The organism is Desulfoluna sp. CLI2B (assembly GCF_056847375.1).
On record NZ_CP186557.1, the window covers coordinates 6,009,937 to 6,024,447 of the forward strand.

Genomic DNA, 14,511 nt, shown 5'->3' on the forward strand with positions numbered 1-14,511 from the left:
TATCGATCAGATCCCCAGGGCCCTGAACCCGGCCACGATGGCGGTACCCGCCACCATGGCGATGAAGGCGTTGCCGGTTTTGACGGTGACCCCCACCACAGCGCCCCCGGCCACCAGGCCGGAGAGGCCTGCCGAGGCAAGGCCCGGGGCCACCAGGGAGAGGAGCAGGGTGCCGGGGAGGGCATCCAGGAACCGGCGCATGGGCCCGGTTTCGGGCAGCCATTGGGAGATAAAGAGGCCGCCGGCCCGGAGGCTGTAGGTGACAAGGGCGGCCAGGGCGATGGCCACCCAGGGGGCCAGGGCTTGGGGGATGGTGAACTCAGGCATGGGCGGCTCCCTAGGAGTGTCGTTGTGGGCTTGAGTCCGGTGAGGGCGGCGGCCGAGGAACGCTGGACAGTCTCCAGGATGTACCACTTGCCGGGAAAGAGCCTCTCGCAGGCGATGGCCGCCGCAGCAGCCACGATCCAGGGGAAAAGGTCGCTGCGGGCTCCGCGCCAGAGCCCAACCACCAGGGCCAGGAACACGGCGATAAAGGCAAAGTCCAGGGCAAAGGCCTCGGGGTTGGAGATGGCCGCTCCCATGGTGTGACCCATCAGAGTCCCGGCGCTCCAGAAGAGGTAGACGCACACCCCGCCGCCGAAAAGGTGCCCCACGGACGCCTCGCCCCGCCGCTGGGCGGCCATGGTCATGGCCCAGTTCTCATCGGCCACCAGGTGCATGAAGGCCAGTTTTTTCCAGAGGGGGCTCCCGGCAAAGAGGGAACGCAGGGAAGCGCCCACAAGAAGATACCTCAGGTTCATCACCAGCACAGCAAGGGTTATTTCAATGAGGGGCAGGTGGTCATGCCACATCTCCAGCATCACGAACTGTGCTGTCCCGGCAAAGACGGCGGTGTTCATGACGGCAAGCTGGGCCAGGGAGACCCCTTTCCTGGCGGCCAGCACCCCCAGCACGCTGCCGTAGGCCAGCACACTCACCGACACGGGCAGCGCATCTCTGCATCCTTCATAAAATCGCGACATCATCAACATCCTGCAAAAAACGTGGATAAGAGGCCGGGCCGTCCCCAGGGCCGCCCGGAAGGTTTACCCGGCAAGCATAGCCGCACCGGCGCCCGGTGGCTTGAACAAAATTGCGGTCGCTTTTTTGTTTGTGTTTTCTAAGGCAACTATTCAAATCAAAAAAGCCTCCGGCGGCCCTGCCGGGGGCCAAACTTTTAAAAAGTTTGATAAACAGGTCTCAAGTAATCATTCATAGGTTCCGCCGAAACAATTCCGACATGTTCGGCGGAGCCTGGATATGATGATGAAAAACTCGCGAATCACTAACGTTCTGGATCGTGTTTTTTCGAAGAATGACATGGGCCTCGCTTTCAAAGACGGATGCCAGATGTCACACATCACGCGAATGCCCCGATAACGCAGGCCGAATGGCAGCCATCATGCATTCGCAATAGGGTTTCAAGGTGCCCCCACCTTGCCGCCGGAGGCACGCTTTGGCCTTATTCTCAGTGGTGTTTTTGAACCTTGCCGGGGGTGATGCCGAAGATGGCCTTGAAGGAACGGGTCATGTGGCTCTGGTCGGCAAAGCCTGAGGCAAGGGCCGCATCGGCCAGGGCGAGGCCGGATTCGATGGCGGCCTTGGCCTGGAAGACCCGGACCTGGGTGAGGTAGGCGTGGGGGGCGAGGCCCGTGTGTTTTTTGAACACCCGGATGAAGTGGTATCGGGAGAGCCCGGCCTGTTCAGCCATCTCCGTGAGGGTGATGGGCTCGGCCGCGCGCTGCTTGATGTACTCCTTGACCCGGCGGATGGCATGGGCTCCGGCGTCGGGGAGCTCCTTTGGGGCCAGCTCACCGTGTCGGTGGAACAGGGCGCGCAGGGTGAGCACCAGCTCGGATTCTGCCTTGACGCGGCAGGTGGCGGGATCGGTCAGGGAGGCCAGCACTCGGTGGAATTCCCGGGCCAGGGCGGGGTCCTGGGTCAGGCGCTGCCGGAAGTGGGGGTGGCTTGGAAAGGCCCCTGGCTCGATCTCCAGGTAGCTGTGGAGGAGGTTTTCCGGCACATAGGCGAGGCGGTAGTGATAGCCCGCCTCGGTGGCTGCTTCCCCGGCGTGGACGTCCCCGGGATTGAGGGTGTAGAGGGTCCCTGCCGGGGCGGGGTAGGTCCCCCCGGGTTCCCGGTACCTCTGGACACCGGCTTCCACCACGCCGATGGCATACTCCTCGTGGGCGTGGGGGCGGTAGGCGTGATCGTGGATCCGTCCGGTGAGCAGCTCCACCGCGGGAAGCTGTTCGGGCCGGATGATCCGTATGTCGTCTTTTGTCTTTTTTGCCATGGCCTTTATGTCAGCACCACTGGGCCGTAATCGCAAGGGAAATTGTGCCTATCCGTTACGTCAGGATAAAGGTCACCAGAATGGGCACGGCAATGGTCAGGACCACACCGCTGAACAGGGCGAGAATGGCGAAGTCCTTGCCGGAATTCAGGGTGATGATGGGAAGGGTGGTGTCCATGGCCGTGGCCCCTGCCGAGGCAATGGGGGCGGTCCTGCCGAACCACGCCAGCAAAGCGCTAGCAGGGTGAAGATCTCCCGCAGGATGTTGGAGAGCAGGGCAATGGTGCCCAGGGTCTCCCCGCGCATCTCGGTGATGTAGATGGAGGAGAGGCTGTAGTAGCCCAGGCCCGATCCGATGGCCATGGCATCTTTGACGGAGACGTCCGCCAGAAAGACGGAGGCCCCGGCGGCCCCGGCCAGGGAGCCGACGATGATAGCGCTAGGGATCAGAAAGATGCGGACGTTGCTCTTTTTCAGCACGGAGAAGGTGGTGGCGTCGCCCCCGATGCCGATGCCCACAAAAAAGATGAGGGCATAAAGGACCCAGAGGGTGAGGTCCGATTGGGTGACCCAGGCGGGAAGCTCGGCAAAGAGCCCGGCCAGGACCCCGGCGATAAAGCAGCAGAGGATGGTGAGGCTACCCTTCATGGGGCACCTCCTTGTCGGCTGATTCGGATGCGGCATGTGCAAAGGTGTCGGCAAAGAAAAAGCGGTAGGCCAGGGCGCAGCACAGAACGCTGCCGAAAACCGCCCCTGAGGTGAGGACCACGGCTTTCACGCCGATCATGTGGATGCTGCTTACCACGGTCTCGTTCAATCCCACGGAGATCCCCAGGACAAAGAGAAGGAGAAAGATGACCGCCATGACGATGCGGTCAAGGATGGGAAAAAGAGCTTTTTTTCGGCGCAGCAGGTAGCCGATGAGCATGCCTGCTGCCATGATGACGAGAATTTCAACCATAACCCACTCCAAAAATCATGCGAGGAACCACGCCTGCCGGTCGGTGGCCTTCTCTGCGACTATTACACCGGGCGGCGCCTGCTGAAATCACGCGGTCACCGCATCTGCGGATATAGAAGAAGCTCCGGGGAATGTCAACCAAATAGCTTGATTTCAAGGTGGATCTACAGAACCGGTTTCAAGCGTCTCTGACATGTATCACATTGCTAAGTTCTGTTTTTTTATGTCGTGTCATTTATTGGCCTGAAATTCCTTACTCGATGGTGTACGCTGTTTTTTCATAAACACATGGGATTGACAAAACTCCGTTGCAGATTAACCGCTTTATGCGATTGGCAGCCTTTCTCTGGATGATATTAAGTGTATGAAAAGAAGGAGGTTTTGACCGTGGGAGAGCCGTCGCAAACCAGCCAGATACCCCTGAACCATATTCTCGATACCATCTCAAATGCTGTTTTTTTGATGAATAAGAAAAAGGAGTTTTTTTGCCTGAATACGAGTGCGTATTACTTGATTTCAGGCTCTGCCGGTTACAATTCCCATGAAAAAGCCGGTGATTTTCTCTCAAAGCTTGGTGTGGATGATGCCATTGCAGAAGGGGAAGATAAAAACGCCACAGCCATGCTGGGTGACTTGACGTATGAGGTCTCCGTCATCCCCATGGCGCCCAAGGGCCATCCCGACAGGGTGGTGGTCCTCGTTGAGGATGTCAGCCAGGCGGGTGAATTATCCCGGCAGTTTGAAGCGTGTCAGCGGGAGACATCCCTGCTCAAGCAAATTCTTGAAACGGCTTATGACGGGCTGGTGGTCACCGATGCCCATGGGCACATCACCATGATGTCCAATGCCTACAAAGGCTTTCTGGGAGTCAGAGACCAGGAGGTTGTGGGCAAACACGTCACTGAGGTGGTGGAGAACACGCGCCTTCATATTGTCGCCAGGACAGGGGTGGCAGAACTCAACGATATCCAGAGGATACAGGGCAACCACATGGTCGCCTCCCGCATTCCTTATACGGTGGACGGCAAGCTTGCCGGGGTTGTGGGCAAGGTGATCTTCCAGGATGTGGATGAACTGGGCGAGATCAATAAGAAGCTCAAGACCATGGAAAAAGAGCTGAACCGGTATCGAAATGAGATCTCCAAGCTTCATAAGGCACGGTATTGCATGGATGTGATCTTCACGCGTAACGCACGCATGGAGTCATTGAAGAATCATGCCCGCGTCATCGCCCAATCAGACTCCAACGTTTTGATTCTCGGGGAGAGCGGAACGGGCAAAGAACTCTTCGCCCATGCCATTCATCAGGAGTCACCCCGATCTTTTCAGCCCTTTATCAGGGTCAACTGCGCTGCCATTCCTGAAAACCTTCTGGAGTCGGAGCTCTTCGGTCATGAAAAGGGGGCCTTCACCGGAGCGGCCAGTACAAAACTGGGCAAGTTCGAGCTGGCCAACAACGGCACCATTTTTTTGGATGAGATCGGTGATATGCCGCTTCAGATGCAGGCCAAGATCCTGCGAGTGCTCCAGGAAGGGGAAGTGGAGCACATCGGTGCAAGTCGGCCCAAACAGGTGGATGTGCGCGTGATTGCCGCCACCAACAAAAATCTTTCCGAGATGGTGGAGAAGAAAACGTTTCGGGAAGACCTCCTCTACCGCCTCAACGTGTTCACCTTAACCATCCCTCCTTTGAAAAGGCGGCGGGAAGATATTGAGCTCATCGCGGGCCATGCCATCTGCGCCCTGAACCGAAAGATGAAACGGGGGGTTAAAGGGGTCTCCCCAAAGGCGAGCTGCCTTCTTCAGGCCTATTCGTGGCCGGGGAATATCCGGGAGCTGAAGAATGTTGTGGAGCGAGCCTACCATATTATGGAGGGAGAAGAGTTGATTCAGCCGTGGCACCTGCCCCATTTTTTGAGGGGCGGCAATATCAACGCCAGCCAGGAGCCGCTCAAGTACATCCTGGAAAACATGGAACGGAAGGTCATCACCGAGCGCCTGATTCTCCACAGCGGCAATAAAACCAAGACCGCTGCCGATCTCGGCATCTCCAGAGTGGCTCTCCACAAAAAACTTGAGAAGTACAGCATGAAGTGAGCAGGGGGTGTAAACCTTGATTTACACTCCAGGAGATCGGCTTGTATGTGTAAATGTAAGTTAACACGCATTTCAGAAATGGGATGATATCGTAAACTTATCTTTACAGTGCTGTTCCCGGGTGTGAACGTCGATACTGATATTGAATGTCTGTAAGGTCCTTGAATCGCACGGTTTGTGTTTTTCTAAGGGGCTTTTTCAGGTGGCATGCTTCCTGCTTTATGGTTCGCAGGAGGTAACAATATGACGTCTTTCCGATCAACCACATGGGTTCCACGCTACTTTGCACACGAGGCTTCGTGGTTTCAGTTTCTTTTTAAGGGCGCTCTCGTTCTGATCTTTGCCCAGCAGATTTACTATCCTCAGCCCAACAAATACCTGCATCTTGCTCTGGTGTTTGTCTATATGGTCTTCAGAGATCTGCTCTCGCCCGTTGCAACGTCCGGAAAGAACGATTACCTGCTGCTGGCTTCGGCCATGGCATGCAGCCTGCTGACCGTTGCAGACCATCTGTTACCCTCCAATCTTGAAGCGGCCTACCTTGCAATGCTCATCGTGGAAGCCTTGCTCACGGTGGCCCTTCTTCATCGTTTGATCAGCGTATTCAGAGACCCTGACGGGTTGGATTCCATCGCGGAGCATCACAGGGCCCATGCCGGCAAACGCCCTGGCTTCATGAAAGGAATGTTATGGGGCATGGTCACCTGCCTGCTGTTCGCTGTCTTTTATATCCTATACCTGCTGCAACTCACCTGACCCGGGTAGTTTATGAGAAAACGGTTCATTTGAAAAAATGAAAATCGTTACGATCAGTTACTGTGAAAGAATCAGGCACTTCAAAAGCACAACATGTCATTCACGGTTTTCTGCTCAATTTTCTCACCCTTCGGGCGAGCCGGGTGCACCCCACTTCTGCGTTATCAGAGCCTTGAGCCAAGCCGAACCATCTGCAGCTCTGATGCCTTGACCATGTGTGCATTCGACTCGTGACATATCCGGGCTAATTTCGAAGGAGGCATGAATATGCTGGGAGTTATCGCAATTATCCTAACGCTGTTCGCTTTAATGTACTTCGCTTACCGTGGTGTTACCGTCCTTGTTCTGGCACCGATCCTTGCCATGACCGCAGCACTGCTTTCGGGCGAAATCCCCGCTTTGTCTGCGCTGTCCAATGTCTTTATGCCTGCGGCTGCCAGCTACATCAGTAAGTATTTTCCGGTGTTCATCGCAGGGGCTGTCTTTGGCAAGCTCATGGGCGCCACCGGAGCCGCCCGTTCCATTGCCCACTTTATCTCTGAGAAGATCGGGCCCGACTACGCCATCTATGCGGTGGTTGTGGCCACCTCCCTTCTCACCTACGGCGGGGTCTCTCTCTTTGTGGTGGTTTTTGCCATGTACCCCATCGGCTCCATGTTGCTTAAGGAGGCGGATGTCCCCAAGCGCCTTCTCCCCGCATGCCTTGCCCTGGGAGCTTTTACCTTTACCATGACGGCCCTTCCCGGATCTCCCCAGTACATCAACACCATGCCCACGGTCTACTTTGACACCGATATCTATGCCGCTCCCATTCTGGGGCTCCTGGGCTCCATGATCATCTTTTTTGGTGGCACCGGTTTTCTGAATTATCGTGCGAAAAAAGCCAAGCTGGCCGGAGAAGGGTACGGCGTCCATCTGAACGAAGGCCTCGAGGACCTTGAAGGGGACGCTCCGGGCTTTGGTCTGGCCATGGCACCCATCGCCATCGTCTTTATATTGAATTTTGCCCTGACCAAGTTTTACTTCGCCTCTGACGCGGTGAAGGCAAAGTATACCGCAGCCGGCTATGCCATAAACGGCACCTGGCCTGTGGTGATCGGTCTTTCTGTGGCGGTTGTGTTCATCCTGATCTCCATGAATCGATACCTGAGAGAGTCCAACAAGACCATCTTCGATGGCGCTGTGGGATCCCTGTTGCCCATCTTCAACACCGCATCTGAGGTGGGGTACGGCGGTGTCATCAAGTCCCTGGCAGCATTTACCACCTTGAAGCTTGGGATTGTGGCCCTGGCCATCCCCTCACTGTTTAAAGTCGGTATCTCCACAACGCTTCTTGCGGGCATCGTTGGCTCAGCTTCCGGCGGTACCGCCATCGCCCTTGAGGTGCTCTCCAAGGATTTCCTCGCCATGGGCATTCACCCGGAGGTGCTGCACCGCGTGATGATTATGGCGGCAGGCGGCCTGGACTCCCTTCCCCATTGCGGTGCCGTCATCACCCTGTTGTCTGTCTGCAAACTCGATCACAAGCAGAGTTATATTGACCTGGCAGCCATGACCGTGGCCGCCCCCCTTATCGCGGTGACATGCGTCATGGTGTTTCACCTGCTCACCGGTTTGGTTTAAAGCGCAAAGGAGATAGAGATGTCTAAGCAGGTAACTCTAACCATGCTGTTGTCCTGATCAATCCGGGAGACGGTGGCCACAGGCGGGTTTGTGGGAAACATGCATCCTGAGGCGCTGTCCCGGGGTGTGAAGGAGGCGTTTCTCAGCACCGGGTTGCCCACGGACTTAACGCTGATCTACGCAGCGGGGCAGGGCGACGGAAAGGAGCGCGGCCTGAACCACTTCGGCCACGAAGGGCTGGTTCGCCGGGTCATCGGCGGCCATTGGGGGCTTGCCCCCAAGTTGGGAACCCTGGCCCTTGAGAACAAAATCGAGGCCTATAACTTTCCCCAAGGGGCCATCTCCCATCTCTACCGGGAGATTGCCGCCGGAAAGCCAGGGGTGCTCACCAAGGTGGGCATGCACACCTTTGTGGACCCTCGCATGGATGGCGGCAAGCTCAACGAGGTGACCCGAGAAGACCTCGTGGAGGTGGTGAGTATCCATGGCGAAGAGTGGCTCCTCTACCACGCCCTGCCCATCGATGTGGCCCTGATCCGCGGGACCTATGCGGACAGTGAGGGCAACTGCACCTTTGAGAAGGAGGCCCTGACCCTTGAGATGCTGGCCATTGCCCAGGCCGCCAAAAACTCCGGGGGAAAGGTGATCCTTCAGGTGGAGCGGGTTGTGGAAAACGGGACCCTGGATCACAGCCGGGTGGGCATTCCAGGCATTTATGTGGATGCCATTGTGGAGGCGGAACCCCGCGAGCACATGCAGACCTTTGCCGAGCAGTACAACCCCGCCTACTCTCGCGAGATCCGCATTCCCAGCAAGAGCATTCCTCCCCTGCCCCTGGGAGAACGCAAGATCATCGCCCGCCGTGCGGCCATGGAGCTGGTCCCCGATGCCATCGTGAACCTGGGCATCGGCATGCCCGAAGGGGTCTCCATGGTGGCCAATGAAGAGGGGGTCACCAACCTGGTGCTCACCACCGAGGCCGGGGCCATCGGAGGGGTGCCCGCAGGCGGCCTGAGCTTTGGGGCCGCCATCAACCCATCGGCCATTATCGATCAGCCGGCGCAGTTTGATTTTTACGACGGCGGTGGCCTGGATGTGGCCTTTCTCGGCCTGGCCCAGTGCGATGGCAAAGGGGATGTGAATGTCTCTCGGTTCGGGACGAAAGTAGCCGGCTGCGGAGGCTTTATCAACATTTCCCAGAATGCCGGAAAGGTGGTCTATTGCGGCACCTTCACCGTGGGCGGTTTGAAGACCTCTGTGGCCGATGGAAAGCTGATCATTGAGGAGGAGGGGCGTGGCAGCAAGTTTCTGGAGGCGGTGGAACAGGTCACCTTCTCGGGTGAGTATGCCCACCGCATGGGCCAGAAGGTGGTCTACGTCACCGAACGGGCCGTATTTGAACTGACGGAAGAGGGGCTCACCTTAACGGAGATCGCCCCGGGCATGGACCTTGAAAAAGACATTCTGCGGCACATGGGGTTCAAACCCGCCATTGCCGATCCCCTGAAAACCATGAACCCGGCCATTTTTCAGCCGGGACTCATGGGATTGACCCTGGACACACCATCCAAGTAACCCACGTGGAGGTTGATATGAGATTGAGTGGAAAAACAGCCATCGTCACCGGTGGCGCACAAGGCATCGGCCGCGTCATTGCAGAAACCTTTGCAAGAGAAGGCGCCACCGTCATCGCGGTGGACATGACCAAGCCCGACTACGACTGCGAAGGCATCTTCGGATACACCTGCAACGTCACCGACCGGGAAGGCCTCAAAGCCTTTGTGGAGGATATCGTGGGGACATTCGGCAAGGTCGATGTGCTCATCAACAACGCCGGTATCACACGGGACGCCCTGCTTCAGAAGATGACGGAAGAGATGTGGGACCTGGTGTGTGACGTGAACCTGAAAGGGGTCTTTAACCTCACCCAGCTGGTGGGCCCCCTGATGATCGACCAGGGCACAGGCTCCATCGTGAACATTTCATCGGTGGTGGGCGAGTACGGCAACGTCGGTCAGACGAATTACGCCGCCACAAAAGCGGGCGTCATCGCCATGGCCAAAAGCTGGGCCAAAGAGTTTGCCCGAAAAGGCGCCAACGTGCGGGTGAACTCCCTGGCGCCGGGATACATCAATACCGAGATGATGAAGACCGTTCCCGATAAAGTGCTGGACCCCATTCGCCGGAAGACCATGCTGGGCCGTCTTGGTGAGCCCGAAGAGATCGCCAGCGCCTGCCTCTTCCTGGCGTCGGATGAGGCCTCCTTTATCACGGGGCATTGTCTCTCTGTGAACGGCGGGTTGAGGCTGTAAGATACGCTCCCACATACAGTCTCCCCTATAAGAAATCCCCTCCGCCCTGTTTCCGGCGGAGGGGATTTTTTGTTTAATGAAATCTTGTGCCTCCGGCGGCCCTGCCGGGGGCCAAACATTGCCGATTAGATCGGTTGACAAACAGGTTTGGGGGCATTTTGTGAACATCTTCGCGGATGCTTTCACCCCGAGGAACGAGGGGGAGCATCCGCAACCTGGGGTTCAGGGGATTATCCCCTGGCCGCCGGAGGCAGGCTTTTTCATGGTTTTAACTTAAATAAAAGGTCTTACGATGAAATAGCACCCCAGGCCCCCCACGATGACCCCTGCTCCTTTTTTGAACCACAGGCTTCCGCTCTGGAAGCTTTGGCTTGTGAGGAGGCGACGGATCAGGGCGGTGCTGGAGCCCGCCACTGCAATGGGGACGCAGTGGCCGATGCCGAAGGCGACCACGAGAAGGATCCCTGCGGCGATTTTTTCCTGGATGGTGATGACGGCCAGGATGGGCGCCATGAATCCGAAGGTGCAGGAACCGGAGAGAATACCGTAGGCAAGGCCGAGGACAAAGGCCCCGAAGAGCCCCCGGACCTGGAGTTTTGAGAGGGCTCCGCCGGACATGGCGCAGGCTTCCACTCCGAGCATGTCCAGGGCCACCCAGATGAGGATGCCGCCCATGAGCAGGGTCCAGTAGGGGCTGACGTCCCCCAGCATGCGGCCCAGAAGGGTGCAGGCGATGCCCAGAAGGGCGATGGTGATGAAGAGTCCCAGGGTAAAGACCACGGCGTATCGGGCTGCGCTCCGGGCCTGGAGGGCTTTTTCCTGGCCTGCCACGTACCCCATGATCAGGGGGATGGAGGCCATGTGGCAGGGGGAGAGGATGACGCTGATCATGCCCCAGAGAAAGCAGCCGAAAAGGGCCAGCCCGAAGGTGCCGGCCATCCAGGTGTTGACGGTGGTGAGAAGGTCGTAGAGCATCAGGGGCCTTTACCTTTCATGGTTAAACTGCGTTGAACATCCTTGCCTGCGGCGTGCAGGCGGTGGCTCGCGGTTTACTGAACACCGAGGCTCTTCAACTCCGCCTCAATGCTTTTCTTGTCCATGAACCCCACGTGTCGTTTCACTTCGTTGCCGCTTTTGTCGTAGAAAATCTGGGTGGGAATGGCCCGGATACCGTACTTTTTTGCCACATCTTTGTGTTTCCACACATCAATGAAGACGATGGCGGCCCTTCCTTCATACTCCTTTTGAAGTTCGTCTAAAATGGGCGCCATCATTTTGCAGGGGACGCACTTGTGGGCACCCAGGTCAAGCATGGTGACCATGCCTTTGGCCGGTACTTCGGTGGCGGGTGTGGTGTCGGCAAGGGCCGGGGTTGCGGCAAGGCACAGCAGGACGGTTGATACGAGAATCAGTCGTTTCATGGTTTTCCCCCATGGGTGAGTGGTTCAGAGCGGGTGCGGACAGGTCTTTCCCTCGTCACCGGCGGCGAGGGGACCGGACGGTTGATTCGGTCGCAGGTGACGAGGGACGAAGCAAGACCTCGGAATCAGGCCGTGAGCCATTTGATGACATCCTTTTTCTTGGGCACCTTGCCCACGCTTTTCACCTCTTCGTTCACCACCACCGCCGGGGTGCCGAACACGCCGTAGGACCCGATGGCCAGAAGGTCGGTGACTTTTTCCACGGTGGCGTCAACTCCTGCTTCGGCAACGGCTTCCTTGACGATGGCTTCTGTTTTGTTGCACTTGGTGCATCCGGGACCGAGGACTTTGATGATCATGGTTTTTTCCTTTTATTGATTTGCACGTGTCAGATGGCTCCGTAGATCATGCCGGCGAGGGTGGACATCACCACCACGATGGCTACGAAGACGGATGTTTTCTTTACGCCCATGACGCCGCTGATGACGATCATGTTGGGCAGGGAGAGGGCCGGTCCCGCAAGCAGGAGGGCCAGGGCCGGGCCCTTGCCCATGCCGGCTCCCATGAGCCCCTGGAGGATGGGGATCTCCGTCAGGGTGGCAAAATACATGAGGGCGCCGGAGAGGGAGGCGAACAGGTTCGCGGAAAAAGAGTTCCCACCCACCAGGGCCGAAATCCACGCCTCGGGGATGAGGGCCGGGTGGCCGGGGCGCCCCAGGAGGAATCCTGCGGCCAGGACCCCGATGGCCAGCATGGGAAAGATCTGCTTCATGAACCCCCAGGAGGATTCCACCCAGTCGGTGCGTTCTTCGGCGTCGAACCAGGCTTTCAGCAGCCAGGCCAGGAGAAGCAGAAGGCCTCCTGTCAGGTACCATTTGACCCCGAAAAGGGTCTGCCACACAACCCCTTCGTCGGAGCCGGGTTTGGCAAAGGCTGCAAAGACGAGGATGAGCACCATGACAGCCATGACGATTCCGTTCTGGGCAAGGCTTCGGTTCTCCTCTTCATCGGGAAGGTGCATGGGGCCGGTGGCTGGGAAGAAAAGGCCGTGGGGGGCCCCCACCACCAGGGCAAAGCAGATGGCCCCGATGGCCCGGGCAAGGCCCATCTGCCATCCGAGGATCCGGCCGGTGAGGATGATGGCCAGCACGTTGATGGCTGGCCCGGAGTAGAGAAAGGCCGTGGCCGGACCGATGCCCGCTCCCCGGGCGTAGATTCCGGCGAACAGGGGCAGGACCGTGCAGGAGCAGACCGCCAGGATGGCCCCGGAGACAGAGGCCACGGAATAAGCGAGAACCTTTCTGGCCTGGGCGCCGAAGTATTTCAGGACCGAGGCCTGGGAGACAAAGACGCTGATGGCCCCGGCAATGAAAAAGGCCGGGACCAGGCAGGTGAGGACGTGCTGCCGGGCGTACTCCTGCAGCATCATGAAAGCCTCCAGGCCTGCCTGGCGAATGGTGGGGGAGCCCCAGGGCATGAGGTAGGCGGCGAGGTAGAGGCCGGCGATCCAGATGAATTTGGTGCGTTCTTTCATAACAGACATCCATGGTGGCGGGGACGCTAAGCTCGGGTGGTCCGTGAACTCATGGACGCGAAGCGTGTGTGACCGCCGGGTTTGTAATTCTATGTATTGCCATTTGGCGATGTAATTGGTGCCATTCCGCCCCGCGGGAAACCGCAGAGCCGGTATAAAACCCCGGGCTTTGGGACGAATGAACCTGTCATGCCCCAAGGAAAAAACAGGTCCTTTCAGCATAACGAAGCGGTGTGCTGCCATCATCGTCGGGAGGGTCGGTGCCCTCCCCACTCACTCATGGGTATTTGGCAGACCCCTCAACCCCGGGTGATGAACTCCCGATCAATGTCCGGGAGCCTGTCCAGCATCTCCCGGATGTCCGCATCGGCTTCGAGCCAGTCGCTCACCTGGTCCAGCATGGCCACGGCATAGGTGTTTCCCGGCTGGCGGTTCAGCTGAAAATTGACCCAGAGCCCATCTTTTTCAAAGCTCACCAATTCGGCCTCTTCCAGGACCTTGAGGTGCTTGCTCACCGTGGACTGGGCCAGGCCCAGGGCTTCTTTCAGTTCGCAAACGCAAAGAGACCGATGTTGCAGAGCCTTGACGATCTTCACCCGGCTGGGGTCGGACAGGGCTTTCATCACTTTGATAAACGGTTTCATCGGGTTCTCCCTGATGGCTGATATATCGTTATATGGCAATATATGGTTTGAGTGGCTCTATGTCAACACACAATGGAAAAAAAACGGACGCCGAATGTCCTGTTCCGCAGCGGACTTATCGTCTGTGGCCCAGAGGCGTCATGTGACAGGGGGACCCACCTCATCGAAAAACGTACCGCGTAACCATGTCGGCAAGGGCGTCGAGCAGCCGATCCTGTTCGATGCCCGGCGCGCCGGTCCCGTAAGTTTCAAGGAAGACGCTCTTTTTGTCCTTGAAGTACGCATAGACACTTCCGGTGGCCACACCGGCTTCGGCGGCGATGGCTTTGGTGTTGGTCTTGTGGAAGCCTTTATCCGAAAAAAGGCGCTCAGCGGCCTTGAGGATCTTGTCTTTTGTCTGTGTCCAGGCTTTCTTGCTTGCTGCGTCCCCTGGTTCATGTGCGCTCTTTTTCCTTTGCGAGTAGTGAATGGACCTGCCGATTATTCCCACACCCGGGGGGATGCTGTCAAACAGGGGTGAACATGGGGTCATGTTTTTAAATTGACAATATGAACCAGAAAAGGAGAGCGGGTATGGGGTCACACAACGGAGTCCGGTGTCCGGGCGCGCAGGAAAAACACGACCCCCATGCAAGATGGCGGGGCCTGGGGGGTGTCTCCATGGGGGCGTTTTCCGTACCGGGGTGCTTCAAAGGCCTTGTCCGGTCAGAGTCCCCTACGGTGAGCATGCTTTGTGCTACCTGGCTCAAGGTTAACGCATGTAGATTTTTGCCTCCGGCGGCCCTGCCGGGGGCCAAACGTTTGAAACGTTTGATAAACAGGTTTTAT

Annotated in this window: 16 protein-coding genes and 1 pseudogene; 5 read left to right on the plus strand and 12 right to left on the minus strand. The window is 57.7% G+C overall.

Annotated elements, in window-relative coordinates:
- Window positions 1–6: 6 nt before the first annotated feature.
- From ACOYW2_RS27825 to ACOYW2_RS27850, 6 genes and pseudogenes are all read right to left on the minus strand, one after another.
- Window positions 7–327 (minus strand): AzlD family protein, encoded by a 321-nt coding sequence (locus tag ACOYW2_RS27825; RefSeq protein ID WP_482771097.1) that lies wholly within the window; start codon window positions 325–327, stop codon window positions 7–9.
- Between the two features lie 251 nt (window positions 328–578).
- Window positions 579–1,031: pseudogene (locus ACOYW2_RS27830) on the minus strand (AzlC family ABC transporter permease); the annotation flags it as partial.
- Window positions 1,032–1,507: 476 nt separating this feature from the next.
- Window positions 1,508–2,335: an AraC family ligand binding domain-containing protein gene (locus ACOYW2_RS27835; protein WP_482768699.1), complete on the minus strand. Its 828-nt coding sequence runs from the start codon at window positions 2,333–2,335 to the stop codon at window positions 1,508–1,510.
- A gap of 55 nt (window positions 2,336–2,390) precedes the next feature.
- Entirely contained in the window at window positions 2,391–2,513 is a 123-nt protein-coding gene (locus tag ACOYW2_RS27840) for a LysO family transporter (RefSeq protein WP_482768700.1), read from the minus strand.
- The gene (locus tag ACOYW2_RS27845) at window positions 2,483–2,983 is read right to left on the minus strand and encodes a LysO family transporter (protein WP_482768701.1); all 501 of its coding nucleotides are present in this window, start codon (window positions 2,981–2,983) and stop codon (window positions 2,483–2,485) included. The genes ACOYW2_RS27840 and ACOYW2_RS27845 overlap by 31 nt, the downstream gene beginning before the upstream one ends.
- Window positions 2,973–3,296, minus strand: a complete 324-nt coding sequence (locus ACOYW2_RS27850; RefSeq protein WP_482414458.1) for a LysO family transporter — start codon at window positions 3,294–3,296, stop codon at window positions 2,973–2,975. Before ACOYW2_RS27850 ends, ACOYW2_RS27845 begins: the two co-directional genes overlap by 11 nt.
- A gap of 510 nt (window positions 3,297–3,806) precedes the next feature.
- Here ACOYW2_RS27850 and ACOYW2_RS27855 point away from each other — a divergent pair.
- The 5 genes from ACOYW2_RS27855 (at window position 3,807) to fabG (ending at window position 10,084) form a co-directional block, all read left to right on the plus strand.
- A complete protein-coding gene (locus ACOYW2_RS27855; protein WP_482768702.1) occupies window positions 3,807–5,393 on the plus strand; it encodes a sigma-54 interaction domain-containing protein in 1,587 nt (528 codons plus the stop codon).
- Window positions 5,394–5,636: 243 nt separating this feature from the next.
- On the plus strand, window positions 5,637–6,149 hold the full coding sequence (locus tag ACOYW2_RS27860; RefSeq protein ID WP_482768703.1) for a hypothetical protein: 513 nt from the start codon (window positions 5,637–5,639) through the stop codon (window positions 6,147–6,149).
- Window positions 6,150–6,416: 267 nt separating this feature from the next.
- Window positions 6,417–7,772 carry a GntP family permease gene (locus ACOYW2_RS27865; RefSeq protein ID WP_482420889.1) on the plus strand — a complete coding sequence of 452 codons (1,356 nt, stop codon included), beginning with the start codon at window positions 6,417–6,419 and terminating at the stop codon, window positions 7,770–7,772.
- A gap of 72 nt (window positions 7,773–7,844) precedes the next feature.
- A complete protein-coding gene (locus ACOYW2_RS27870) occupies window positions 7,845–9,347 on the plus strand; it encodes an acyl CoA:acetate/3-ketoacid CoA transferase (RefSeq protein ID WP_482768704.1) in 1,503 nt (500 codons plus the stop codon).
- 17 nt (window positions 9,348–9,364) lie between these two features.
- A complete protein-coding gene (fabG, locus tag ACOYW2_RS27875; RefSeq protein WP_482768705.1) occupies window positions 9,365–10,084 on the plus strand; it encodes a 3-oxoacyl-ACP reductase FabG in 720 nt (239 codons plus the stop codon).
- Between the two features lie 273 nt (window positions 10,085–10,357).
- Here fabG and ACOYW2_RS27880 read toward each other — a convergent pair whose 3' ends face one another.
- The 6 genes from ACOYW2_RS27880 to ACOYW2_RS27905 form a co-directional block, all read right to left on the minus strand.
- A complete protein-coding gene (locus tag ACOYW2_RS27880; RefSeq protein ID WP_180137447.1) occupies window positions 10,358–11,059 on the minus strand; it encodes a cytochrome c biogenesis CcdA family protein in 702 nt (233 codons plus the stop codon).
- 74 nt (window positions 11,060–11,133) lie between these two features.
- Window positions 11,134–11,505 carry a thioredoxin family protein gene (locus ACOYW2_RS27885; protein WP_482768706.1) on the minus strand — a complete coding sequence of 124 codons (372 nt, stop codon included), beginning with the start codon at window positions 11,503–11,505 and terminating at the stop codon, window positions 11,134–11,136.
- A gap of 125 nt (window positions 11,506–11,630) precedes the next feature.
- Complete coding sequence (locus ACOYW2_RS27890) at window positions 11,631–11,864, minus strand: thioredoxin family protein (RefSeq protein WP_482414466.1); 234 nt, start codon at window positions 11,862–11,864, stop codon at window positions 11,631–11,633.
- 29 nt (window positions 11,865–11,893) lie between these two features.
- Entirely contained in the window at window positions 11,894–13,039 is a 1,146-nt protein-coding gene (locus ACOYW2_RS27895; RefSeq protein ID WP_482768707.1) for a permease, read from the minus strand.
- 299 nt (window positions 13,040–13,338) lie between these two features.
- On the minus strand, window positions 13,339–13,683 hold the full coding sequence (locus tag ACOYW2_RS27900; RefSeq protein ID WP_180137443.1) for an ArsR/SmtB family transcription factor: 345 nt from the start codon (window positions 13,681–13,683) through the stop codon (window positions 13,339–13,341).
- A 160-nt stretch (window positions 13,684–13,843) separates the two neighbouring features.
- Complete coding sequence (locus ACOYW2_RS27905; RefSeq protein WP_482768708.1) at window positions 13,844–14,215, minus strand: TetR/AcrR family transcriptional regulator; 372 nt, start codon at window positions 14,213–14,215, stop codon at window positions 13,844–13,846.
- Window positions 14,216–14,511: the final 296 nt, after the last annotated feature.

What these genes read in the sequence shown, in the direction of transcription:
- ACOYW2_RS27825 (WP_482771097.1), bottom strand. Translation starts at nt 327, where the DNA reads ATGCCTGAGTTCACCATCCCCCAAGCCCTGGCCCCCTGGGTGGCCATC.
- ACOYW2_RS27835 (WP_482768699.1), bottom strand. Translation starts at nt 2,335, where the DNA reads ATGGCAAAAAAGACAAAAGACGACATACGGATCATCCGGCCCGAACAG.
- ACOYW2_RS27840 (WP_482768700.1), bottom strand. Translation starts at nt 2,513, where the DNA reads ATGGACACCACCCTTCCCATCATCACCCTGAATTCCGGCAAGGACTTC.
- ACOYW2_RS27845 (WP_482768701.1), bottom strand. Translation starts at nt 2,983, where the DNA reads ATGAAGGGTAGCCTCACCATCCTCTGCTGCTTTATCGCCGGGGTCCTG.
- ACOYW2_RS27850 (WP_482414458.1), bottom strand. Translation starts at nt 3,296, where the DNA reads ATGGTTGAAATTCTCGTCATCATGGCAGCAGGCATGCTCATCGGCTAC.
- ACOYW2_RS27860 (WP_482768703.1), top strand. Translation starts at nt 5,637, where the DNA reads ATGACGTCTTTCCGATCAACCACATGGGTTCCACGCTACTTTGCACAC.
- ACOYW2_RS27865 (WP_482420889.1), top strand. Translation starts at nt 6,417, where the DNA reads ATGCTGGGAGTTATCGCAATTATCCTAACGCTGTTCGCTTTAATGTAC.
- fabG (WP_482768705.1), top strand. Translation starts at nt 9,365, where the DNA reads ATGAGATTGAGTGGAAAAACAGCCATCGTCACCGGTGGCGCACAAGGC.
- ACOYW2_RS27880 (WP_180137447.1), bottom strand. Translation starts at nt 11,059, where the DNA reads ATGCTCTACGACCTTCTCACCACCGTCAACACCTGGATGGCCGGCACC.
- ACOYW2_RS27885 (WP_482768706.1), bottom strand. Translation starts at nt 11,505, where the DNA reads ATGAAACGACTGATTCTCGTATCAACCGTCCTGCTGTGCCTTGCCGCA.
- ACOYW2_RS27890 (WP_482414466.1), bottom strand. Translation starts at nt 11,864, where the DNA reads ATGATCATCAAAGTCCTCGGTCCCGGATGCACCAAGTGCAACAAAACA.
- ACOYW2_RS27895 (WP_482768707.1), bottom strand. Translation starts at nt 13,039, where the DNA reads ATGAAAGAACGCACCAAATTCATCTGGATCGCCGGCCTCTACCTCGCC.
- ACOYW2_RS27900 (WP_180137443.1), bottom strand. Translation starts at nt 13,683, where the DNA reads ATGAAACCGTTTATCAAAGTGATGAAAGCCCTGTCCGACCCCAGCCGG.
- ACOYW2_RS27905 (WP_482768708.1), bottom strand. Translation starts at nt 14,215, where the DNA reads ATGACCCCATGTTCACCCCTGTTTGACAGCATCCCCCCGGGTGTGGGA.